General features: G+C 55.1%; 25 protein-coding genes and 1 tRNA gene. 13 read left to right on the forward strand and 13 right to left on the reverse strand.

Annotated elements, in window-relative coordinates; all coding sequences use genetic code 11:
- Positions 1–6: 6 nt before the first annotated feature.
- The 3 genes from prfA to rho form a co-directional block, all read right to left on the reverse strand.
- Entirely contained in the window at positions 7–1,086 is a 1,080-nt protein-coding gene (prfA, locus tag H8K04_14455; protein UVT15015.1) for a peptide chain release factor 1, read from the reverse strand.
- Between the two features lie 98 nt (positions 1,087–1,184).
- Positions 1,185–1,391 (reverse strand): 50S ribosomal protein L31, encoded by a 207-nt coding sequence (gene rpmE, locus H8K04_14460; protein UVT15016.1) that lies wholly within the window; start codon positions 1,389–1,391, stop codon positions 1,185–1,187.
- A 95-nt stretch (positions 1,392–1,486) separates the two neighbouring features.
- Positions 1,487–2,734, reverse strand: a complete 1,248-nt coding sequence (gene rho / locus H8K04_14465; GenBank protein ID UVT17998.1) for a transcription termination factor Rho — start codon at positions 2,732–2,734, stop codon at positions 1,487–1,489.
- A gap of 475 nt (positions 2,735–3,209) precedes the next feature.
- Here rho and H8K04_14470 point away from each other — a divergent pair, with 475 nt between their 5' ends.
- The 11 genes from H8K04_14470 (at position 3,210) to H8K04_14520 (ending at position 11,302) form a co-directional block, all read left to right on the forward strand.
- Positions 3,210–3,626, forward strand: a complete 417-nt coding sequence (locus H8K04_14470) for a DUF2203 domain-containing protein (GenBank protein ID UVT15017.1) — start codon at positions 3,210–3,212, stop codon at positions 3,624–3,626.
- Between the two features lie 53 nt (positions 3,627–3,679).
- A complete protein-coding gene (locus H8K04_14475) occupies positions 3,680–3,958 on the forward strand; it encodes a hypothetical protein (protein ID UVT15018.1) in 279 nt (92 codons plus the stop codon).
- Between the two features lie 82 nt (positions 3,959–4,040).
- On the forward strand, positions 4,041–5,312 hold the full coding sequence (locus tag H8K04_14480) for a hypothetical protein (protein UVT15019.1): 1,272 nt from the start codon (positions 4,041–4,043) through the stop codon (positions 5,310–5,312).
- Positions 5,313–5,635: 323 nt separating this feature from the next.
- Positions 5,636–6,268, forward strand: coding sequence for a carbon monoxide dehydrogenase (locus H8K04_14485; GenBank protein ID UVT15020.1), 633 nt, complete (start codon positions 5,636–5,638; stop codon positions 6,266–6,268).
- Between the two features lie 39 nt (positions 6,269–6,307).
- Positions 6,308–7,519 (forward strand): ferredoxin oxidoreductase, encoded by a 1,212-nt coding sequence (locus H8K04_14490; protein ID UVT15021.1) that lies wholly within the window; start codon positions 6,308–6,310, stop codon positions 7,517–7,519.
- A 55-nt stretch (positions 7,520–7,574) separates the two neighbouring features.
- Positions 7,575–8,486: a ferredoxin oxidoreductase gene (locus H8K04_14495; GenBank protein UVT15022.1), complete on the forward strand. Its 912-nt coding sequence runs from the start codon at positions 7,575–7,577 to the stop codon at positions 8,484–8,486.
- Between the two features lie 14 nt (positions 8,487–8,500).
- Positions 8,501–9,208 (forward strand): 2-oxoacid:acceptor oxidoreductase family protein, encoded by a 708-nt coding sequence (locus H8K04_14500; protein ID UVT15023.1) that lies wholly within the window; start codon positions 8,501–8,503, stop codon positions 9,206–9,208.
- An 18-nt stretch (positions 9,209–9,226) separates the two neighbouring features.
- Entirely contained in the window at positions 9,227–9,505 is a 279-nt protein-coding gene (locus tag H8K04_14505) for a pyruvate ferredoxin oxidoreductase (protein ID UVT15024.1), read from the forward strand.
- A 75-nt stretch (positions 9,506–9,580) separates the two neighbouring features.
- Complete coding sequence (locus tag H8K04_14510; GenBank protein ID UVT15025.1) at positions 9,581–9,850, forward strand: hypothetical protein; 270 nt, start codon at positions 9,581–9,583, stop codon at positions 9,848–9,850.
- A gap of 63 nt (positions 9,851–9,913) precedes the next feature.
- A tRNA-Asn gene (locus H8K04_14515) sits at positions 9,914–9,989 on the forward strand.
- A gap of 206 nt (positions 9,990–10,195) precedes the next feature.
- Positions 10,196–11,302, forward strand: a complete 1,107-nt coding sequence (locus H8K04_14520; GenBank protein ID UVT15026.1) for an alpha/beta fold hydrolase — start codon at positions 10,196–10,198, stop codon at positions 11,300–11,302.
- 32 nt (positions 11,303–11,334) lie between these two features.
- Here H8K04_14520 and H8K04_14525 read toward each other — a convergent pair whose 3' ends face one another.
- From H8K04_14525 to H8K04_14570, 10 genes are all read right to left on the reverse strand, one after another.
- The gene (locus H8K04_14525) at positions 11,335–11,793 is read right to left on the reverse strand and encodes a hypothetical protein (protein ID UVT15027.1); all 459 of its coding nucleotides are present in this window, start codon (positions 11,791–11,793) and stop codon (positions 11,335–11,337) included.
- 116 nt (positions 11,794–11,909) lie between these two features.
- Positions 11,910–13,397 carry a proteasome accessory factor PafA2 family protein gene (locus tag H8K04_14530; protein UVT15028.1) on the reverse strand — a complete coding sequence of 496 codons (1,488 nt, stop codon included), beginning with the start codon at positions 13,395–13,397 and terminating at the stop codon, positions 11,910–11,912.
- Positions 13,398–13,401: 4 nt separating this feature from the next.
- Positions 13,402–14,211 carry a proteasome subunit alpha gene (locus tag H8K04_14535; protein UVT15029.1) on the reverse strand — a complete coding sequence of 270 codons (810 nt, stop codon included), beginning with the start codon at positions 14,209–14,211 and terminating at the stop codon, positions 13,402–13,404.
- A 12-nt stretch (positions 14,212–14,223) separates the two neighbouring features.
- Entirely contained in the window at positions 14,224–14,997 is a 774-nt protein-coding gene (locus tag H8K04_14540; protein ID UVT15030.1) for a proteasome subunit alpha, read from the reverse strand.
- A gap of 91 nt (positions 14,998–15,088) precedes the next feature.
- On the reverse strand, positions 15,089–15,283 hold the full coding sequence (locus H8K04_14545) for a ubiquitin-like protein UBact (GenBank protein ID UVT15031.1): 195 nt from the start codon (positions 15,281–15,283) through the stop codon (positions 15,089–15,091).
- Positions 15,280–16,806 (reverse strand): proteasome accessory factor PafA2 family protein, encoded by a 1,527-nt coding sequence (locus H8K04_14550; protein UVT15032.1) that lies wholly within the window; start codon positions 16,804–16,806, stop codon positions 15,280–15,282. Before H8K04_14550 ends, H8K04_14545 begins: the two co-directional genes overlap by 4 nt.
- An 83-nt stretch (positions 16,807–16,889) precedes the next feature.
- Positions 16,890–18,626, reverse strand: a complete 1,737-nt coding sequence (locus H8K04_14555) for an AAA family ATPase (GenBank protein UVT15033.1) — start codon at positions 18,624–18,626, stop codon at positions 16,890–16,892.
- A gap of 65 nt (positions 18,627–18,691) precedes the next feature.
- Positions 18,692–19,765, reverse strand: a complete 1,074-nt coding sequence (locus tag H8K04_14560) for a trypsin-like peptidase domain-containing protein (protein ID UVT17999.1) — start codon at positions 19,763–19,765, stop codon at positions 18,692–18,694.
- A 37-nt stretch (positions 19,766–19,802) separates the two neighbouring features.
- A complete protein-coding gene (locus H8K04_14565) occupies positions 19,803–20,225 on the reverse strand; it encodes a YjbQ family protein (GenBank protein UVT15034.1) in 423 nt (140 codons plus the stop codon).
- The gene (locus tag H8K04_14570; protein ID UVT15035.1) at positions 20,225–21,040 is read right to left on the reverse strand and encodes a hypothetical protein; all 816 of its coding nucleotides are present in this window, start codon (positions 21,038–21,040) and stop codon (positions 20,225–20,227) included. The genes H8K04_14565 and H8K04_14570 overlap by 1 nt, the downstream gene beginning before the upstream one ends.
- Positions 21,041–21,263: 223 nt before the next feature.
- Here H8K04_14570 and H8K04_14575 point away from each other — a divergent pair, with 223 nt between their 5' ends.
- Both H8K04_14575 and H8K04_14580 read left to right on the forward strand, forming a co-directional pair.
- On the forward strand, positions 21,264–21,905 hold the full coding sequence (locus H8K04_14575; protein UVT15036.1) for a hypothetical protein: 642 nt from the start codon (positions 21,264–21,266) through the stop codon (positions 21,903–21,905).
- Positions 21,906–21,928: 23 nt separating this feature from the next.
- Positions 21,929–22,330 carry an HIT family protein gene (locus H8K04_14580; GenBank protein UVT15037.1) on the forward strand — a complete coding sequence of 134 codons (402 nt, stop codon included), beginning with the start codon at positions 21,929–21,931 and terminating at the stop codon, positions 22,328–22,330.
- The last annotated feature ends 46 nt before the right edge of the window (positions 22,331–22,376 follow it).

The following is a 22,376-nucleotide window of genomic DNA, read 5'->3' on the forward strand; positions in this document are numbered from 1 at the left end:
CCGCACCTATACCTTCGCCGTTTCAGCCTGCTGCTGTTGAGCTTTCAGTGCCTGAACGATCTCATCAAGGTCGCCTTCCATCACCAATTCCAGCTTGTGAAGCGTCATACCGACTCGGTGATCCGTGACCCGGTTCTGTGGAAAGTTGTAGGTGCGAATCTTCTCGCTCCGCTCGCCGCTTCCCACCTGCGACTTTCTGTTCTGAGCAATCTCCGCATCTTGCTTTTCCCGTTCAGCCTCGACGATCCTGGCACGCAAGGTCCGCATGGCCTTGGTTCGGTTTTTCAGCTGCGACCGCTCATCCTGGCAGGTCACGACGACACCGGTTGGAAGATGCGTGATTCGAACAGCTGAGTATGTCGTGTTCACGCTTTGCCCACCTGCACCAGATGAACAAAACGTATCGATTCGTAGATCCTTCGGATCAATCTGCACGTCCACTTCGTCGACCTCCGGCATGACCGCCACGGTCACGGTGGATGTGTGAATGCGGCCGCTCGCCTCCGTCACGGGGACCCGCTGCACTCGATGCACACCGGCTTCATATTTGAAGTGGCTGTACGCTCCCTTGCCCTCGATCAAAGCAACAATGTTCTTGTAGCCGCCGATGCCCGTTTCGGATGCTTCAACGGTATCAACCTTAAACCCTTTCTTTTCAGCATATTTGATGTACAGCCGAAACAGCTCACCGGCGAACAATGCCGCCTCGTCTCCGCCGGTTCCGGCTCGAATTTCAAGCACCAAGCTCTTCTCGTCCCGTGGATCTTTTGGAATCAAGAATTCTCTGACTTGCCCTTCTATTTCCTCCCGTTGTCGCTCCAAGTCGGCTTTCTCTTCCACCGCGAGCTTATGCAACTCGCTGCCGGCAGAGGGGTCGGCAAGAATTTGCATCGCGTCTTCCAGTTGTTTCGCGTATTCGTGGTAAGTGCCCAAAAGTCTGACCGCCGGTTCGAGATCAGTCCTCTCCTTACTGAGCTTGTGCAACAAGGTCGGTTGGCTGACAACGGACGGATCCATGAGCTGATCGGTCAACTCCTGAAACCGTGACGCGAGGCTCTCCCATTTCTTGAGTAACACCGCTTCCATCGTTCCTACCTGTAATCTTACACGGTCACGTCGAGGGAATAAAAAAAGAGACCCTGCTTCGCTCACGAAGCAGGGTCTCTTTCATACCGGGTGCTGCGCTACTTGCCCGTCTTCGCGTACTTCTTTTTGAACCGCTCAACGCGTCCTTCAGTATCCACGATCTTTTGCGTACCCGTGAAGAACGGGTGGCAATTGGAACAGATATCAACGCTGACGTCACCGATGGTAGTACGTGTCTTGAACGAGTTTCCACAGGCGCAGTGGACGGTCGCTTCACGATAGACCGGATGAATACCCTTCTGCATGACTTACGACTCCTTGCCGAAAAATTTCAAACGCAAGTGCCCCATTCCTAAAGGGCAATACTTTATCTGAAGGAAGCCCAAGAAACAAGCACCGCCTATCGGTTCATCGATTGGAGAAACTCTTGATTGCTCTTGGAGCCACTAATCTTATCCATCAAGAACTCCATCGCTTCCATCGTCCCCAATGGGCTGAGGACTTTGCGCAGAATCCACATTTTATTGAGCCGATCCTTGTCCACCAACAATTCTTCCTTTCTCGTCCCGGACTGACTGATATCGATCGCGGGGAAGAGGCGCTTGTCGGCCAGACGGCGATCCAAGTGAACTTCCATATTCCCGGTTCCCTTGAACTCTTCAAAGATGACGTCATCCATACGGCTGCCGGTATCCACAAGCGCGGTCGCCATGATGGTCAGGCTCCCGCCGTTCTCAATGTTGCGAGCCGCTCCGAAGAAGCGCTTCGGCCGTTGTAGAGCATTGGAATCTAGACCGCCGGAGAGCACCTTCCCGCTGGGCGGCGCAATAGTGTTATAGGCACGAGCAAGGCGCGTGATGCTGTCCAGGAGAATGACGACGTCCTTCTTGTGTTCAACAAGCCGCTTTGCCTTCTCCAATACCATTTCAGCCACTTGGGCATGCCGCTGAGCCGGTTCATCAAAGGTGGAGCTGATGACTTCCGCCTTTACCTGTCGTTGCCAGTCGGTGACTTCCTCCGGTCGTTCGTCGATCAGCAACACAATAAGAGTCACTTCCTTGTGATTCTTGAGGATCGCTCGGGCAATCGCCTGCAGCAGCATCGTCTTCCCGGTCCGGGGAGCCGCCACGATCAACCCCCGTTGGCCTTTACCGATCGGAGTCGTCAAATCCATCACGCGGGTACAATATTCCTCGCGGTCGAATTCCAGATTGAGTCGCTCTTCGGGATACAAGGGGGTGAGGTTATCGAATAGAATCTTATCCCGCGCGACTTCAGGGTCTTCGTAGTTGACCTTCTCGACCTTGAGCAGGGCGAAATACCGCTCGCTTTCTTTCGGGGGACGGATTTGACCCGACACAATGTCGCCTGTGCGAAGGTTGAACCGGCGGATCTGTGACGGCGAGATGTAAATGTCGTCGGGACCCGGCAGATAATTGGAGTCCGGTGCGCGGAGAAAGCCAAATCCATCGGGAAGAGTTTCCAGCACCCCTTCTCCGAAGACTACCCCGTTTTTTTCCGTCTGAGCTTGGAGGATCGCAAAGATCAGCTCCTGCTTTCTCAGATTGGCGGCTCCTTCGATTTTCAGTTCCCGGGCCACATCGTTCAGGTCGGCAATGGATTTCTGTTTTAACTCTGCAAGATGCATTACTTCCCCCCTAGCTACTGACATACAACTCCTCTCCATCCTTGGCTCGGATACCGTCTAGAAGAATTCGCCCAAGCTGATTGGCCATGCAAAGCGCGTTTTGGTCTCGGCGATGAGCTTAATTAAGTCTTGGTTTGTCGGGTTGGAAGAACTCGTGGAAGTTCGTTGTCTATTTTTCTTCTCAGGAAACTATGGCTGCCCAAACAAAGTCTGCTGGTCGGCTTGCTGATGACTTCACTCACACTGCTGCTAGGTTTGATTCGAGATAGGTTCCGGAATTGAATTCTAAATGGGAGAGAGTCAGCTCGTTTTAGATCCTGTGGCAATGATACCCACGCACCAATCGGTTGTCAACTAGCATTTGGATTTTTTGTTTCCTGCAGAAACTTTCTCGTCGTAGCCAATTCGAACATAATCGTATTCTCGACTTGTTCACAGAATGTAAAGTATGTTACACAGACTCCACGATCACCATATGGCACGGGACGAAAACGAAACCAGCCCAGACCGGGTCTTCTCCCTCTTCGAGGCGAATCAGTTAATCCCTCAGCTCCAGGCGCACCTGTCGACCGTCCAAGAAAGTAAGGCCGTGCTTCTGCGAACGCGTGAGGAAGTGAGCAAAGCCTCGGCCAAGGCTTGTTTTGGAGGTGGGACGCCCGCTGGAGTCCCGTATGTAAAAAGCCTCCAAGACATCAGCACCAACCTCCACGCTATCCATGAATTGGGAGTCGTTGTGAAGGACATCGACCTAGGGTTGTGCGACTTTCCGCATATTCGCAACGGGCGAATCGTCTACTTGTGCTGGAAACTCGGCGAAAAAGAAATCCGGTGGTGGCATGAAGTCACAACCGGATACAACGATCGTTGTCCCATTGAAGAAGAACCCACCTAGTCCGATCTCTGGGTCCGATCCAATAGTGACAACCTGATCAGCCGACCAGTGATATGAAGTTCGTCATCATCGGTTATGATAGCCCAGAAGGAGAAGCCAAGCGGAAGGTGCATCGGCCTGCTCATTTAGCCAATCTCGAACCGCTGGATAAGGAAGGTCGAGTGGTTTTGGCCGGCCCCCTGACGGATAAAGCCGGAAGCTTGCTGGTCTTGGAGTTCGAGACTCAGGCGGAGGCCGAAGAGTTCGCCCGCAATGACCCATATACGGTTCAAGGCGTCTTCGAAAGACTTGAAATTCACCCATTTATGCAGGTCTTTCCCAAACAAGCCTGACGCCTCCCTCGTGCGCCGTACAAGACTTCCCCTTCACTTTTGAAGCATTGTCTGACCTGAACCCGAGCGGTATAGTTGTGGCATGACTTTTCGCCACATGTTGGGTGTGATTTCACTCATCACTGTCTCAATACTCGCTCTGTATCAACACACGAATGCTTCGGAAACCACCGTCGTGGCTGAAGGACACTACGTGATGGGAGATGGTGACACACTCGCCTCAGCCGAGGAACGAGTGCTCCAGCGAGCCCAACGTAGGGCGGTTGAGGAAGCAGGGCTATACATTGAGTCAACCTTTCACGACCTAGAAAGAATCGAGTCGGGCACAAGCCTCCAATCAAGTTCATTGGAGGTTCGCACAATTGCTGCCGCAATAACAAGAACCGAAATTCTGGAGTCACGCCGCTCTTTCGTAAATGACCGGCCTAGTTTCTATATTCGTATTCGCGCGGTCGTCGACCTTGATAACCTTCAAGCAGCGGTTCAGCGATGGCATTCCGAACAGCGTTTTGCCGAACACTTTCGTCGTCTTCAGAAAGAGAATATTGAACTCAAGGCGCAGCTTGATGAGCTGAGAACTTCTCCGATCAGAGCACGGACGCTCATTATCGAGCCTCTTGGCCGCACCCATAAGGCCCGTGAACAGGCTCGGACCTTGGTCGAGAAAGCGATTCTCGCTCAACTGCTTCCCCAGAAGCTTGACTTGACCTCGCAGGCCGCTGCTTTGGACCCTCAATCCGTCGAACCTTTGATCGTACGCGGCCAAACGTACCTGCGGCTCGCTTCCGCTGCATATTCCAACAAATCCAGACCGAGCGAATATTCCGAATATGTCGACAATGCCCGGATGGATTTCGATCGCGCACTGCTCATGGATCCCAGGAATACCTGGGCTCTTCTTGGTCATGGCGACGTGAACACGTGGCTCAATCGCCCCGAGGAAGCCGCGCACTCGTTCGAGCAGGCCCTCGCGTTCGATCCCTTCTTTGACCTGGCGCGTCACCGGCTCATTGTTTTGTACACCGCCGAGGCCCGCAAATTGGTCGCGCTCAAACAGTGGGCCGCGGCTCTAACAGTCTTACATAAGTGCTTGCCGCCTCGAATTCCTGATAGTTGGATTCCCTACCAGAAAGAGGCGTATTTTCTCAGGAGCACGGTCTATAGAAAGTTGGAAAGACCGATCCAGGCAATCGACGACCTCAGCGCGATCCTACGAGCCGACCCCACCGATATTCATACCTTGCTCGCAAGAGCACAGCTTTATCAGGAAGGACTGGAAGGGCGCTCCGCAAAAGACGATTTCGAACGAGCGTGCATGCTCGGATCAACGGAAGCCTGCGAACAGCTCCCATAGCGACTTTTCTTCGCTCGGAGTTTCCTTGGGGTCATTGCGCAAACCCATGTTTTGGACCGCTCGTAGAACCCTCATTTGACAATCCAAAAGAGTGCTACCTATAATGCGGCGGGCATTGTGCGCGACGCCCCAAGTTCCTTGACCGACTTGGGACAAAGGGCCTAATTCGTCTATCCTACTAGTGGCCCGAACGCTCATTTCCGTGGGCCTTCTGCGATGTTGCGGAATGATTGAGAAACAGCTTAAAGTGCTTGGAGAATCAAGTGGCTGAACAAACACCATTTCTTTCATCAACCCAATATTTTCCCGGAGTGTAGGTTGTGATGAGTGACTATCGTGTGCTCCCAGGGCCAGAACACTTTCTTCCACCAGCCGCTGCCAGCATGGGGATTCGACTACCGAATCCTGGAGAAGCCCACATCAACGGCGTGATCACCTCGGAAGAACAAGCCTATGAAGAAGCGGCGCGTCAGTTCTTAATGGCAAAAGTCCCGACAATCTTCCCCGGGCCTTTGGTGCTGTGGGCATGGAACGAAAAGGCTGCAAAGAAAGCGACGGCCATTCGCCATCTTTTTAACACGCTCAAGGAATGCGTTCAGCCGACCCAAAAGCCGATGTTGATCCCCATGCCGGACTACCGCCCCAAGTATCCAAAGATCAACCCTGAAGTCGAGATCAACCCGAATCATCCCAATTTGACGATCTGGCACAACAAGATCGACTGCTGCATATTTATCGGCGTCCATTGTCACCAGGCTAATCTGTCGCTAAAAATCATTCGTGGTGGAACATCCTGTTATACTATTGCTATGTGTGCGCAGGCCGGCCATGAGGACGCCATGCTTTCATTCCGCGATGCATCCGTCGACAAGATCATGCGATTGGCCGATACCGTGAAGCGATTGAAAGGGACCGTCCAGCCACGTTCGTCAACCAAGAACGGGGCTTCGAATTAACGATTGAGACCCACGAGCGTGTGAAAGGAGGCCGAGTCCATGGCAGAAACAAAATCAGTCATTGGAACGCAGAATAAAAAAGGGCAGACCTATACAGATACCTGGAAAATGATGAATGAGGCTCCGCGCACGCCTTCATTCTTCACGGGTAGCGAAGTCATCAAGGAAGCTCTCCGTCGGGCAAGCTGCGATGTCATGATCGCGTATCCGATCACACCACAGAGTGAAGCCGCCGCATTGATCGGCGAATTATTTGCGGAAGGCTATATCGGAGACTATTTCCGAGGCGAGAGCGAATTTGCCGTCATGTCGCAATGCGCAGGTTCCGCGTTCGGTGGGGCTCGGGTATTCACCACAACCGCAGGACCCGGCACCATGCGCGCCATGGAAAACTTTCCAATGTGGGCTGGGTCGAGGTTGCCGATCCAAATGATCGTAACCTGCCGAGGTATCAACTCGCCTTTGTCAATACAACCGGACACTCTTGAGATTGCCTACTTGCTGAATACCGGCATGCTGGTGTGGCACGCAGAAACTGCTCAAGACTTCTTCGATTGGATTCTGAAAGGGTACATGGTCTCTGAAGAGCCGGATGTACACCTCCCGCTCGCACTCTGCTGCGACGGATTCTTTGTTACACACACAAAAGATGTTGTGAATCTCACTCCTGCGAACATGTGCCTCCCGCCATATGATCCCTACCGATCCCCCGTACCGTGTATGGATATGGAATGTCCGCCTGTTCGCATGATGCGCGACCCATTTGTCATGAAGAGTAACTATATCAGCTATGCAACCCATGCCAGTTGGCAGCAAGAGATTTGGGCTGCTGTCGAACGCTCGCGAAAACATTCGATCCATTGGCTAAATGGCCTGATCGACACGGAAAATACAGACGCAGATGTCGTGATCGTAGCTTCAGGCACTGCTGTTTCTCAGGGTCGAGAAGCGATCCGGTTGTTGGAGGACGAAGGCGTGCGATGTGGTCTGGTGAAGGTGAAAACCTTACGCCCCTGGCCGGAAGAAGAAATTCGAGAGGCTACCAAGAACGCGAAACACATTTTTGTGCCAGAGTTCAACGTGACCGGTTGGCTCGCCAAGGAAATCCGGGCGACGATCCCAAATCCTCATCGTGTTCATGCCGGTCCGCATGTCTGCGGCGGCATGACCATGCCACCCGAAATTATCGTATCGGAGATCAAGACAGCCCTCGGGATGAAGACCTTCTCCCTGGCTGGTCGTGGAAGCTGAGTTGTGTTGATTTCGAACCTGTTCGCTCTAGATGAGCGCACCTGAGGAGGCCATAATGAGCAAAGAACGTATCCAAATTTCCGAAGCCCTGTACGACATCATGCCGTCGGACTACCAAGACCTCGTGAAAAGTGCGACCTACGGCAAGGAAGACCGGGGCTGGAAAGACATCGGGACATCCAAGGAATTGATTGAGCAGCACTCACTGTGTGCCGGCTGCCCTGAATCGATGGCCTTCCGTTACATCTTGGCCTCTCTCCCGAATCCAGAAGATACCGTCATGGTCGGCTCTACCGGCTGTACGAGCCTAGTATTTCCAATGGTCGCCGTTCATAACATCCACTCGTTGTTCGGAAACCAGAACGCAATCGCATCCGGCCTCAAGCGCGCCCTCAGCGTCCGATTCCCCGATCGCGTGAAGGACGTCGTCGTCCTCGCCGGTGATGGTGCCACTGTCGACATCGGATTGGACATGACGCTGCAAGCATGGTTCCGGCAAGAGAAATTCACGACGATTTGCTTCGACAATGAGCTTTACGCCAACACCGGCGGCCAGGAGAGCGGGCTCATGCAAAAAGGATTTGTCGCCAAGATGGCACCCGTCGGGAAGTTGTTCGATAAGGTGCGGCTGCCTGAGATCGCTCGTGAGTCCGGTTGTCACTATGTTGTGAACTGCACCGTCAGCAAACCGTCGCTGGTCGAAAAAGTCATCCGCAACGCGGTACATATCGCCCGAGAAATCGGCCCCACCTATCTCCAGCTCTACACGCCATGCATTCTCGAAATCGGCAAGAACAGCATGGAGGGGTTGCAAGAAATGCGTGACTCAGAAAAGCCGACCGAGCGTTTCGCGTATAAGGAATACGTCAGCGAACCGGCAAAGCAACTGTTGGCTGAACTGGCCGCAAAGGACAAAGAGCGGAAAGCAGCGGCTAAACAATTGGCTGCACAAGCACAAGCGAATTAGACCGGAGGCCATTCATGATCAAGAAACGACTCAATATCCGGATGTCTGGTTTGGGCGGGCAGGGCGCCGTCACCGCCGCTCATGTCATGGCCATGGCTGCCAACCGGGATGGGAAATTCTCCATCTCAAACCCATTCTTTGGTGCCGAGAAACGCATGGCGCCGGCAGAAAGCTATTGCCGAATCGGCATTGAACGGATCTATGATCGCGGCGAACTCGTATTCCCGGATGTGATCGAGGTATTCCATCCTCAGGTCATTACGATGGGGAAAAGCTATACCATGCCGTTCTACTCAGGGATTAAGGAAGGCGGCGTAGTTATTATCAATTCCGGCCAACCTCTGTTGTCGGAAGAAGACGTTCAGCGCCTCGAAGACTTGAATGTGGCCGTCTTTTATATCGCCGGAACCGAGCTGGCAATCGAGACTGCAGGTACGGAATTGTCGACCAACATGACCATGATCGGTTCGGTTGCCGGCATTACCAATTGCGTATCGATGGAAGCTTTAGATGGTGCCCTCCAAGAAAGATTCGGCAAGAAGTTTGTCGCTTCCGGTGGAACCGCCTCACTGGACGAAGCGATCAAGAAGAAGTTCGCCAAGAAAGAAATGCTCCTGGCGAAAAATCTAGCAACCGTGAAGCGGGCTTACGAAATCGCCGGAGAATGGGCCGAGAAGAACAAGATCGAGCTGCGAGTCGGCAATCCGGCCGTCGCTGCGTAACAGAAGGAATCACGTTGCATGTATAATGTCGCGCAAGTCATCGATGAAAAATGCACGGCCAAGAAAGGCTGTCGGCTGTGCATCATGTACTGTCCAGAGGCCAACTGTTTAGATTTGAACACCAGCAAGATGGTAGCCGAAGTTATTATCGACCGCTGCAAAGGCTGCGAACTATGTGTCGTCGTCTGCAACGCCGCCAAGCACGAAGCCATCACAATGCAGGCTGTTAGCGCTACCGGACAGTTGATGTCGAAAAAGGGCGAATCCGCAGCCTTGGGGCAAGCCTACCAGGGCTAAACCGATTCGATTCGAATTGAAAGCCCCATAGCGTCAGCGCTATGGGGCTTTTTGTTGCTGCTTAGTGAGGTCCCTATGGAAAATGAAGACAACGTGATTGATGAGTTGCTCGGGGAAATTGCCGGCTTGGTCAACGAATATCCAAAGGCGATCGAGCGACGGGCAGCGGTCATCCAAGCCACGGGCAAGGACCCGGAACTCGTCGAAAAACTCGTTAAAGCAGCCGACACCATGCGCGATAGCGGCAATCTCTATCTCACATGGGCCAAACATTATGCCGCACTGGCCAAAGGCAACACCGACGCTTTATCCGATGAAGACGAGACCGAAGATTTCGACGTCTAAAAAATCTCCCTATTGCACGAAAAGTTTTGCTAGAATATTACCTTCTTTCACTTGAACCTCTGTTCCCCGGTAGCTCAGTTGGTAGAGCAGCCGGCTGTTAACCGGCTGGTCGCAGGTTCGAGTCCTGCCCGGGGAGCCAATTTATCTTGTGTCGGATTGCCCTTCGTTGAGACTTCTCCCTGTAGTGGCTTTCTCTCCCATGCAATGTCGACAATCCGGCCGGCGATTCAGTGCTCGCTTCTTCATACGATATAGCCATCTCTTGCCGGAATCCAACCCTGCTCACAACAAATCCTCATGACTTCACCGATAGCCGAAGCACAATTCCTCTATTAGAATGGCGGTATGGTTCAGAAATCGATGCTTCTCATCGGACGCATATGGTATGAGAAAAATGGGCAGCAAGGTCCACTCTCCATCGAAAAGGCCTGGTGCACCATACTGCAGCCTATGATCAATCACACGATACTTGATATTGCCTCGTCCTTTCAGCCTCCGGCCCCCCTTCGGAACGCTCATCTCATGACGCTCGTCCCTCGCTACCTGCCGCGGGACACGTCCCTGGCAGGATTGCCTCAAGAGTCACGTCTCTTTTCCGTCGAACCACACGCGCAACTCCAAGGATTCTGTCATTGGCAAGACAATCGCGAGACGTCTCCCACCGTGATCTTGGTCCATGGACTTGAAGGCTGCAGCGATTCTCGATACATGCGCGGCATCGCGGCAAAGAGCTATCGCTCGGGTTTCAACGTCGTTCGTATGAATCAACGAACTTGTGGCGGGACCGAACATCTCTCCTCAACTCTGTATAACAGCGGCTTGAGCGCAGATTACCGCGCGATCATCAGCGAGTTGGTTCATCGAGACGGATTGGACGACATCTGGTTGGTCGGCTATTCCATGGGAGGGAATCTGGTGCTCAAGGCAGCCGGTGAGTTCGGCCAATCCGAACCGGCCCTCGCGGGAGTTGCAGCTGTATGCCCGAATATCGACCCGACTGTATGCGCACGCGCGTTGGAAGAACCGCGCAATTGGCTCTACCATCGTCATTTTCTGACGAGGTTGAAATCACGCCTTCGGCGAAAAGCGGCGCTATTGCCTGGGAAGTGGGATCTGTCGGCACTCGATCAGATCGCCACGATCAGTGAATTTGATGATTGTTACACCGCTGGAGACGGCGGATATCGGGACGGCGCCGATTACTACGATCGGGCGGGGGCACGCCATGTGCTCGAAAACATCTCCGTTCCTACCGTCATCATTACAGCACAAGACGACCCCTTCATTCCCTACCCGATGTTCACTGTGCCGAAGATTCAACGGCATCCCAGAATTCGCATGATCGCTCCTCGCTACGGAGGTCATTGTGGATTTTTTCATCGAAGCCGGAACGGAGAGGATCCCTACTGGGCGGAGAATCGAATCGTAGACTTTTTAACGAGACGGATCTAACAAAGCCATGCCGGGGTTGCGGCTGAATTGGACTATGCCGCCTTGTCCAGTTTATGAGGCTTTGTCGATGAAACGAGCGGAACGCATTTTCGGATCCAACTCAGGATCAGCCATACGCTGTCGGCAACGATGGCCGCAATGAAGACCCAGTTGTACATCACTTTTCCCGGCTTCCCGAGAAACGGCTCGAGGAGATAGAGCAACACACCGTAGGCGATGCCGAGCGCCAGCAGCGTTGCGAACGGCAGAATCACTCCTTGAAATGGCGCGATCCATTTCCATTCCGCCGGCGGATCGACAGACAATTCACGCGCGCCCAGCCAGGCAATCACTAATGATCCACCATAGCCTGCGAACTGGACGAGGTCCGACGCCCGCAGCTTGCCCACCGAGGTTTCCCGGAACAACGGAATCTCGCTGAGAATGATCGCCAGGAGGAACGCCAGACCCGTTGCCACGCCATACTCCATCATCCACCTGCGCGTTTTCATGACCTATCTCCAGTCCGGAGTCCTTCGTGCTGACATGCCGTCCGACATTCGGACAAAAGCTTAGCACGGGGGAATCTCTGCTGGGAAACAAACTGCTAATAATGAAACTGGAGGACTTAGACGATCACGTTCTCGAGATGGGCTCGTACGTCTTCGAGATAGGTCTTGAAGGGGTCCGGCATGGGAAACGGCGTACGACCGCGCAGTTGAAAGATTGACCAGTTGATGACATAGGGTGGGAACAACCCGTCGGAATCCGTGAGATGATCCGCCTCGGTGGCAGGCCACATATTCAAGAGGTGCTTCACCAGCGCGCTGCGGCCATACGCACGTGTATTCTTGGGCGCTTCTTCCATCGCCAGATGAATCAAAGCGTCGGTGGTCAAACGAGGCACGCGCCCTTCTTCCAATAATCCATAGTACAGCCCTTTTCCTTGATTCAGATTGTGATACTCCAGATCCAAACTCTTCAGCATGGGGTCAGTCCATGCAACATGTTCCGCTTCTCGGAAGCACTCGAGCAACCAAAGCTTGGACGCCCAGTCGACTCGCCCGACCAGTTTCTGATAATCGCCGCGCAGATCGTGGAGAACCGATGCCCATTGAGCGAGGACCCAATCGGTTTCTTCATCCTGCCCCTGGCAATGCTGCACGGCACACTCCAGAAAGCGCTCTTGAATGTCCAGAGCCGACATCGTTCTGTGAGGCTGCAGCTGAATCAGCCAGTTCCGCTCCTGATCCTGAGAGATCTCCTGCAACGCTTCCACCGGTTCGTCGATCTCCAAATCTTGAGGCGCATGGCCTTCGTCGATCAGCTGCAGCACCAACCCTGTCGTGCCCAGCTTCAGCGCAGTCGCATATTCAGCCATGTTGGAATCGCCCAACAGCAGATGAATCCTCCGGTATTGATTGGGGTCGGCCAAGGGCTCGTCTCTCGTATTCACGATCGCCCGATTGTGCTGAACCCATTCGAAGAAATCATTCACAATATGGTCGGTACGTTGGGAGATTTGAAACGGCACTTCCGAGCCATGACGACCACCGAGGCCCGCCCGTGGAACAATCAACCGATCCACCTGAATCCAAGCCTCCTGTGGACCAGCGGAGCCGACACGTCCGGAACCGGTAAAAATCTGCCTCGTCACGAGAAACGTCACGAGCGGAGCCATTCCACGCCTCGAAAACGGAAACCGCCGCGAAACGAGGTAATTCTCATGTGATCCGAAAGTCGCATCCGTCTCATGATCGATGTTGTTCTTGATCAAAGACACTCGATCTGAGAAACCGAGATCCTCGATGGCCTGCTGCAGCAGAAGATCTCCGGCGCGGTCTGATGCCACCACATCGGCCAGAGAATGGCATTCCGGCGAGGCATATTCCAAATGCCCCATATCCAGATAGACTCGTCCGGCGTTGGTGAGAAATCCCCCGTTACCAGGAGCCTCGTCATGCCCCCGGTGATGGAGATCGAGCACGCCGCGGCGCAGGACATGGAACAGGTGGTCACGGATCCGATGGGCAAACCAGGTCGGCGTGTGGCTGGGACGATCTTCGTGAATCAACAGCCCGTATTCGGTCTCCAAGCCAAAAATTCGGTTCAGCATGAGATTACGTAAGCGGGGTGACCAGGTGCCCTGGCAACACTTTTCCCAACTCATCTAAACTGATCGTTCGATACTTGGTAGGACCCTGCATTTGGCGATCCAGCAGGGCGCATTCTATCGTTTTGTCGGCAAGGCATTGGCGCATATGGGCATACAGCGTCTCGGAGTCGACCGGCTGCTGATCGGAACCCGTCCGAACGTCGCCATGTTCTCCGCCCTCTTCGAGCGCGTGACGTTGAGCACGATCCCCAAGTGCCAACGTGCGTATGGCCGAACCGATAGCCTCTTCAAGCGAGGCTATCGGTTGCTGTTTCAGGTATGCGGTCATCTCCTGTTCAATCGCCGATGAAGCCGCCAGCACCGCATACCGACTCTTTTCCTCAAACGTTCCGTCGTAGTTGATCGTCAAAAAACTATCTTTCCCGGATTTCTGGCCTAACTCGACCAGCAAGATCTTCACGATGAAGGGGGCTTTGAATACCTCCTCGAACGCCTGTTTGATCACCGGCGCAATGCCATACTTCACCAGACGACCGCCCGTCACGTCAGACGGTGAGCGGTTGAACCCTTCGACGTGCGCCATCTCCAACAGATTGAAGCGCAGCTTCTCCAGATCGGCCGGATGTCCCATCCCACCCAAACCCAGACGGTCATAAACCTCATACAACTTCGGTGTCCCCTTGTTCATTGTCATGAGCAGAATACCGGTCTCATACGCGACGCCGACGACCGGGCTTCCTTGCTTAAACTGCTCGTCGAGATACTGCCGGCGGTTCCCGACCGCCTCGACCCATCTATACGGCTCTTCATACATAAGGCATGATCCTTACAGGCTTCGAGAAACGTTTGCTTCAAACAACGACCGGAGCTGAGGATCCGGCATCGTTCTCACACCGCCGGCAGTGATGAACTTGATGACCGGATAGAGGCCGGCATCTCGGTTGACTCCACCGGTCGCGCTGTCGAATTCTGCGGCGCTCGTCAGTAACCGCAATGCATGAATAGTAGCCAGTCCTTCCGGCATCGCACTCAGCGGCTGTTCTCCCCATGTGTTTAAGTAGTGAAGAATTCCTCGAATGGTCGGCGAACCGGACCCCGAGACGGCATATTCCACTCCCTCGAACTCCGCGCCGAGAATGTCGTAGAAGTAAATTTTGGCCGTTTCCTGCTCGGCGTCGTAACCCGCAAAGATCGGGACCACAGCTCCTGTCCCCGCCAAGGCTGCGGCGACGTTATCCTTCAGCAGTTTGGAGAGCGCGCGGAGCTTGCCCTCGAAGCTGAGCTCCTGAAGCTGTGTCCGCCGGTAGTACTTGAAAGAATGCTCGAGAATACGCGCCATCTCATAGGCAGTGGCAGGCACTCCGGCGATGGCCATGACACTATGCCGGTCGATCTCCAACACTTTGTCGGTGCGGTCGTACATCACCATATTGCCGGCGGTGGCGCGACGGTCCCCTGCCACGAGAACACCATCGCGATACTTGAACGCGAGGATCGTCGTAGCCGTCGTCAGTTCCTGACCCGCTCCGGCCTGCCCCGGAACTCCAAAAACATAGCCCTGTTCCTTCAAGAGCTGATAGAAATCGCCCTGCATACCCATCTCATCACCGATCCTCAATGAAAAGTGTCGACTTCCAAGCGACGGCCTCAATTCGCTGCTCCCTCACACGCTCGTCACTCCGTGTTCTCCATTACTCACCCGTTCGCTGCCGATATCGTTCCGCCTGCTTCGGGTCAACCTTGCGCATCCGCTTCATAAGGCTATCCTTATCCGGCGATCCGGTATCAGGGCGACGCGGGCCACCTCCTTCTTCTTGAGGACGAGGTGCTTTGGGCATGGGATCGACCGGCCCTTCCCGCCGTTCCAGCGTCATGATGTGTTTCATGTCCCTGTATCCTTTCTGTGACTCCACGTCGCCAGCGCGTCAGCCGGAGAATGGGCACGTTGGAAGACGTTCATACAGCGTCGCACGTCTTGTGGATCGAACAGATCTCCCATGTCCAGATGGTGGGCTCGAATCCCACCGGCAAACTGAATGCCTTCCCATTGCACCGACGTAATCTGATGAGAAAACCGCTGTACACAGACGCCACGCAGCCCGCCGCGTGTATCGCCCGGCCCGTTACGAATCGCCTCTTCAATCAGTTCATCGGTTGTCATACGCCAAGCTTTCCCTTCCGCTTCCAACCCGAGGTAGAGCCCCTGTTCAGGGTTCACATTGTGATATTCCAGGTCCAAACTGGCCAACCACGGATCGTCCCAACCGAGCCGTTCTTCCTGAATGAAGGTCTCGAGCAACCACTGTTTGGTGACCCAATCCAACTTCCCGACCAACTGTGAGCGGTCTCGCGTCAGCAGATGCAAGGTCTCGCCCCATTCCTCCAACAACCAATCTGATTCTTCATCGGAACCCGTCAACTCTCGAGAAGCCGCCTCATAATACTGTTCTTGAATCGCCAAAGCAGAAAGCGTACGGCCCCCTTTGGTCCTGACCACAGCCTTGAGGTCCGGGTCACGCGACAACTGTTTCAGAGCAATCACGGGCTGATCCAGCTCTACATAAGGTGCCGCCCCCCGCTCGATGAGATCGAGAACCAGCCGTGTTGTTCCGACCTTGAGCGCAGTCGCATACTCGCACATGTTGGCATCGCCGATGATGAGATGGAGCCGTCGATATTTCCGGCGATCCGCATGGGGCTCGTCCCTGGTGTTGAGAATCGGCCGGTCATGCATCGTATCAACACCCAACTCCGTTTCCATGAAGTCTGCGCGCTGCGAGAGTTGATAGCCCCCTGGAACATATCTCGATTCCTGCGCTTCAGTTCCGACTTTTCCCGCGCCTGCGATGACTTGTCGGCTCACCAGGAACGGCACCAGGCCCGCCACAAGAGAAGAAAAGGGAACGGCCCGCGGGACGAGATAGTTGTCATGACAACCGTAGCTGTGGCCATGGAAATCCGTGTTGTTCTTGTACAGCCGGACCCGCGCGCCGCCGAGCGCCTGGTTACGCCGATGGGCGGCTCGCAGCACGATACGTTCTCCCGCGCGATCCTGAGCCAGGAGATCTCGAAGCGTCCGACACTCAGGAGTGGAATACTCCGGATGTGTGTGGTCGTTGTAGAATCGCGCGCCGTTCGGCAATACAAGGTCGCTTTTCATCTCGTGGAATGAAAAGGGGCGACGAGCATCGACCTTGGCGAACTCATCTTCTTCCTTATCCTGCTGCAAGCCGGACGCGCGAAAGCCCCGAGCATCTTCGTGCGGATCTTCGCCGGCATAATCCCACCGTCGTTCGAAGGAGGCCGTCAGATATGCCCGCACCAATTCCATTGATTCGACGACCGGATCCATCTCCGGCACATCATCCCTGGTGATCCCATACTCTGTTTCGATACCGAAGAGAGACATAATCAATCAGGCATCACACCCCAGGGGAAGGTACGGGATGATCGCGATCGAGGCGCTTACCTCTCCCCAGGCTCTTCCTCTTTTCAAATAATTTGATTCACGAGACGCTCTTCAGTCTGGCGGCCTCGCCGGAATGAGGAAACGCCTACGACCTGTTCCGGATGATGATCGAGTAATTTCAGCCATTCTTCGGCCGCATCGTCCGGCGGCAACATTTCGCCTTCTCTGAACTCTTCCGAGACCGCGTCCAATAAATCCTGAGCCCCTAATCCCGCCGGCTGTCCTGCCCGAATCATGCGGTCGATCGCCTTTTCCTTGGCGCGTTGGACAATCGAGGCCAAGATCGCTCCGCTCACGAGATCACCCCGATAGAGCACCTTGCTTTGACCGTTCCTCAGTCGGATGGACAGAAGCCGGTTTTCTTCCGTCCGCCGAAAGATCGCCTCAATGACATCTTGAACGAGCGATGTAACAACCTGCCCTTGCTCGCCGCCTCGTTCTTTCACCACCGCCGGATCCAGCGGGAGGTCTGCAGTCACGTATACTTTCAAGATCTCTTCCGACGCCTCCCTACTCGGGCGACCGACTTTGATCTTTCGATCGATGCGGCCGGGGCGCAGCACCGCCGGATCGATCAAGTCCGGCCGGTTGGAGGCCAGAATAATGACCACATCCCGGAGCGACTCGATCCCGTCCATTTCACTGCAAAACATCGGGACGAGTGTGTTCGAGATATTGAAAGACCGCATCGCGCGCCGTGTTCCCAAGATCGACTCGGCTTCATCGATAAAAATAAACGGCAAGGCGCCGTCTTTGCGCCGCGCACGAGCCTGTTCGAAGAGGTCACGGACCATCCGCTCCGATTCCCCAAGCCACATGTTGAGGATTTCAGGCCCCTTCACGTGGAGAAACGCACCGCTCGTCACCGGCGGGCGTGTGTCCGTATCAGCAGCGCGCTCCGCTGTGGATTCGCCGACCAGTTTGGCAAGGCTGCCCGCCGCCGCCTGTCCAATGAGCGTTTTTCCGCATCCTGGCGGGCCATAAAGAAGAAAGCCTTTCGGTTGGGAGAATTTGAAGCGCTCGAATGTCTCGGCATGCAACAGGGGGTACTCGATCGCCTTTCTGATGGCGTCGATCGCCTCGTGCTGCCCCCCGATTTGCGCCCACGTGACCGCAGGGACTTCGTCGAGGAGATGCCGGCTTGCCTTGCGGTCTACCATTTTCTCGATCGCCACGCGATGACTGGGATCGATGCGAATTTCATCGCCCGCCTTGAGGTCCACACCGAGAAGATCGGTCGACCGCTGTAGGATCAATGATTGTCGGCCCATCTCCTGCTCGAACCGTAATCGACCGTCCGGCATGGCTTCGGTCAGCTTCAAAATAGGGCCGTTTCGATCATACCCTAGTGTTTTAATGACGGCGTAGGCTTCGTTGACGAGAATTTGGGTTCCGATCTTCAGGTCGGACTGAGGCACGCGGGGATCCACATTGGCATAATACTCGGCCCCGCCGACGACGATACGGGCGAGTCCTTCCCCTGGAACCTCAAGTAAGGTGCCGATGCGATTCGCCGGTGCCGTCAGTTTGGCGACGACCTCGCTGACCTTTTTGAATTCCAGCTCACGTTGTTGACTGGTGGCTTGAGACAGCATCACAGCGTGACGCAACTTATACAGCAGCTTTTGCCGCGGATCACCGTCGGGGAAAGAGGCCAGGCACTGCTCGATCAACTCGATCGGATCGGTCCCGGTCTTCAACGGCGGCTCATCACTCTGGTCTTTTGACACATCCTGATCGGGAGATCTGCGATCACTCATTGGTGGCCCTCCACAAGACTCGACCGGATGATCCTACCATACGCATGTCTCGAAATACCGTCCCACTAATTGACGGCCTGAAGGATCACCGAAACCTTTTCGCGACGATTCCCGCGTAGAATCTCCACACTCACCTCCTCGCCGACTTTATGCTCCTCCATCACATCCATCAGACCATCGGCGGTGGCGACGGGCTTTCCGGCAACCGATACGACGATGTCGCCGAGTTGAATCTGCCCCATCCCGGTCTCACGCGCCCCCTTGAGACCTGCGCGATCGGCGGCACCGCCACGCGTCACCTTGCCGATAATCAACCCCTTGATCCCCCATCGCTTTGCGATCGCATCCGGCACAAGAGAAACGCCCAACCCGGGACGAATGAGCTTTCCATGCTTGATGAGTTCCGGAACGATGCGGTTCACCGTATCGGCCGGCACAGCGAAACCGATTCCGGCGTAGGCTCCGCTTGGGCTGATGATTTGCGTATTCACGCCGATCAACCGGCCGGCGCCGTCCAGTAGCGGTCCGCCCGAGTTGCCGGGATTGATCGCCGCATCGGTTTGGATCACCCCTTCGATCGTCCGGTTGGACAACGACTTGATCGTGCGTCCCAACGCGCTTACGATCCCGGTGGTCAAGGTGTGATCGAGCCCGAAGGGATTTCCGATCGCAAGCACCTTTTGTCCGACGCGCAAATCATGGGAGGAACCGATGGCCAGCGGCTCGAGGTGACCATCCGGCACCTGAATCTGCAGCACCACCAGATCATGATCGGGATCGGCGCCGACCAGCTTGGCTTGGTGCTCGCTTCGGTCGGCCAAGGTGACCTTGATCGTGTCGGCCCCATAGATGACGTGAAAGTTGGTGACGATGTGGCCTTGCTTGCTCCACACAAAACCGGATCCTGACCCCTGCGGCACTTCCATGACATTGAGCGACCAGATGTCCTGTTGGATCGCCGTGTTGGCAATGAAGACCACCGACTTGGCCGCTCGCTCAAACACCCCAATGGTCGATCGTTCGTCAGCACTGAGTTCCGCGGTCGAGGGTGTCACCGGGCGCGGCTTGCCTTCAGGGCCGTCATAAGCGGCACCCAGCGGCTTGCCCCATTCCGCAGCGTTGACCGAGGAGCCGAGCATTGCGGCGGCGAGGAGGAGCACGATGGATCGGAAACCGTTATTCACCAAGGACCTGCACGACGAGTTCGCGGGTTCTGGCGCGAGTATCAAAATCGACAAGCACGATTTGCTGCCAGGTTCCCAATAGAAGGACCCCGGCTGTGAACGGTACAGTGATGGAAGGGCCCTGGAGTTGCCCTCGAAGGTGGCTATGGCCATTGTCTTCCCCGGGATTGACCGTATTGTGCTGCCAACGAGGATCGGGAGGAATGAGGCGATCCCAGAACATTTTCGTGTCGGCCCGAATCCCCGGTTCATCCTCAATAATCATGACGGAGGCAGTGGTGTGTTTCACAAAGACCGTCACGATCCCGGCCCGGAGAGCCGATCCGGCCACGGCATCGGCGACGGATTTCGTGATGTTCTCGAGCTGCGTGCCACCCTCCATGCGAATCGTCAGCGGCACCGTTTGGACAGCCATCAGATTTTCCCACTCATAAGATTGCGTAGGTAGCGGTGGTCGTTTCGCGTCAGCGGTTCGCCCCGTGCCTCTTCCAATACGGCATCGAACGCGCCTTCCGCCGTCAGCGTCCGTACCACATTCAGGACCTCGGTGCCGAGGATGCCTTCCCGCTCCAGCTTATCGAGATACGCAAAGGCCTCCGACAAGCTCTCCTTGCTCCTCACATAATAATCACGACCCCGTCGCTGGTTGCTATAGGCCTCAAACTGCTCGCAGGCAACGAGGATCTCGGCCAATTGCTTCACCCAGGCCTTCGCCTGAGCCAACCGTTCGGGGTAATAGTAATACAACATCACCAGTCGCATCCAAGGCTGCCAGCCGACGCCAAGTTTCTTCAAGGTCGGCTTCACCGCCCGCAATCGCCGGGCAAGACGCCGGGCATAGCCCAACCGCATCTCGATTTGTTCGACAGCCCAGGTATCCATCCGCACGCCGGAAGCTGCAAGATCGCGGCGATACAAGGAAACAAACGCTTCCGTCTCCCGGCCGTACGTCGTCTCCGGATGAATGGCCCGCCATTCACGAGGTCTCGTCGGAATACCCCGTTGCTTGGCCCAAGACCAAATAGATCCAAAGAGTTGCCGATCAAGGCCGGCACGGCCCAGGTCATGCAAGAGACAGGCAACGTGATAGAGCTGGACCCGATCGCGAGGATGTCCCAAACGATTGGCGACCGCAACACACATCGTTGCCGTCCGCACGGCATGCGGTCGATCATAGCCGCGAATAACTCGCCCCCGTTTGAGAGGATGCGGATAGTCGTAGAGTTTCATCAGGGCCTTCACGAGGGAGCGGGAGACCTCCAGGACCTTTAGTCGGTGAGGGGCTGACAGCGTCATAGGTAATCGAGAGCCCTGAATAACCACGCAAACCGGCGCGAAGAATATCGTCGGCGGAATTGGTGTGTCAAGGCGACATGCGCGTGATTGCTCGCCGAATGCTTTCAAGTTTGCTATGCTGCCATTCGGTAAATCACGTTGAGATGATGCCTCTATCATGATGGTTTGGCTTAGAGTGTGCTACCTCCTCGTCGGAGCGCTCAGCGTCGCGGAGCTGGATACCAGTTTCGCAGGATCACTGGATCAGCTGACAGATTTCACCGGGAAGGTGCAGGCGATTGTGACCTTGAAGAGTCGTGACAACTTCACCAGTGAATACCGCTATGACGTGAGTGTCAGGAACCTCTCACCGGATGCGATCACCGGCGATTCTCTGGTCATCGTGTTGGAGAAAATTACTAATTTGGCCGGCGAAGACCGGGAGGGGCTGACAGGCGAATCCTTCCTGAAACGGTTTGAGGTGCTGGACCAAGACGGATATACGAGCGACGGGAAACCCTACTTTCACATCCCAGCGGGGACTGCCCCGGACCTCTCCCCGCAAACCGATAGTCTTCCTGCCGTAGTTCGGATCAGGAACCGGGACTATGTGGCGGTCTTCACCCCATCGTTCAGAGTGTTGGGGCAGAAGCGGCCTCCTCCGGACCCAAAGCGCGGGGAATCTCCGACCTCTCCCGTATCTCCTGCCACAGAATCACCTACGGCCGCCAGTCGCAATACCGTCGATAAGTTGATTCAGCTGTTGATCAAGAAGGGCGTCCTGACAGAAGCAGAATGGCGCAAAGCCAATCAGCCATGAAGGACCCGACATGCAAAGCTTGCATGGGAAGCTGGCCCCGACAAGACCATTTTACTGCGGATCTCGGATTGTCAAAGGTCTATCTCCACGATGACCAGTTCTTCCCCGGCTGGACCGTCGTGGTCTTTCAGCGCCACGCCACCGAGTTATTCGAACTGGCACCCACTGAACGCTTTCAGCTGATCGAAGAGGTGAATCGCGTGGCCAAGGCCTTAGCCGAAGTGTATCAAGCCAAGAAGATAAACTATGAACTTCTCGGCAACCAGCTCCCTCATATCCATTGGCACGTGATCCCACGACGTGCCGGTGATCCGGCCCCCACGGAACCGGTCTGGCGGGTGCCGCATAGCCCCGTCCTTCTCTCAGGATCGGTTCTTCAAGAAACCATCGCCCGGCTGGCCCATTCCCTTCAAAACGCTGGGTAGACTCCATTCGTGCTGTCTCTTCTCGGATGGTATACTTTAAGGCTGA

The sequence above is a fragment of the Nitrospira sp. genome (assembly GCA_024760525.1).
In the GTDB taxonomy this organism is placed as follows: Bacteria; Nitrospirota; Nitrospiria; order Nitrospirales; family Nitrospiraceae; genus Nitrospira_D.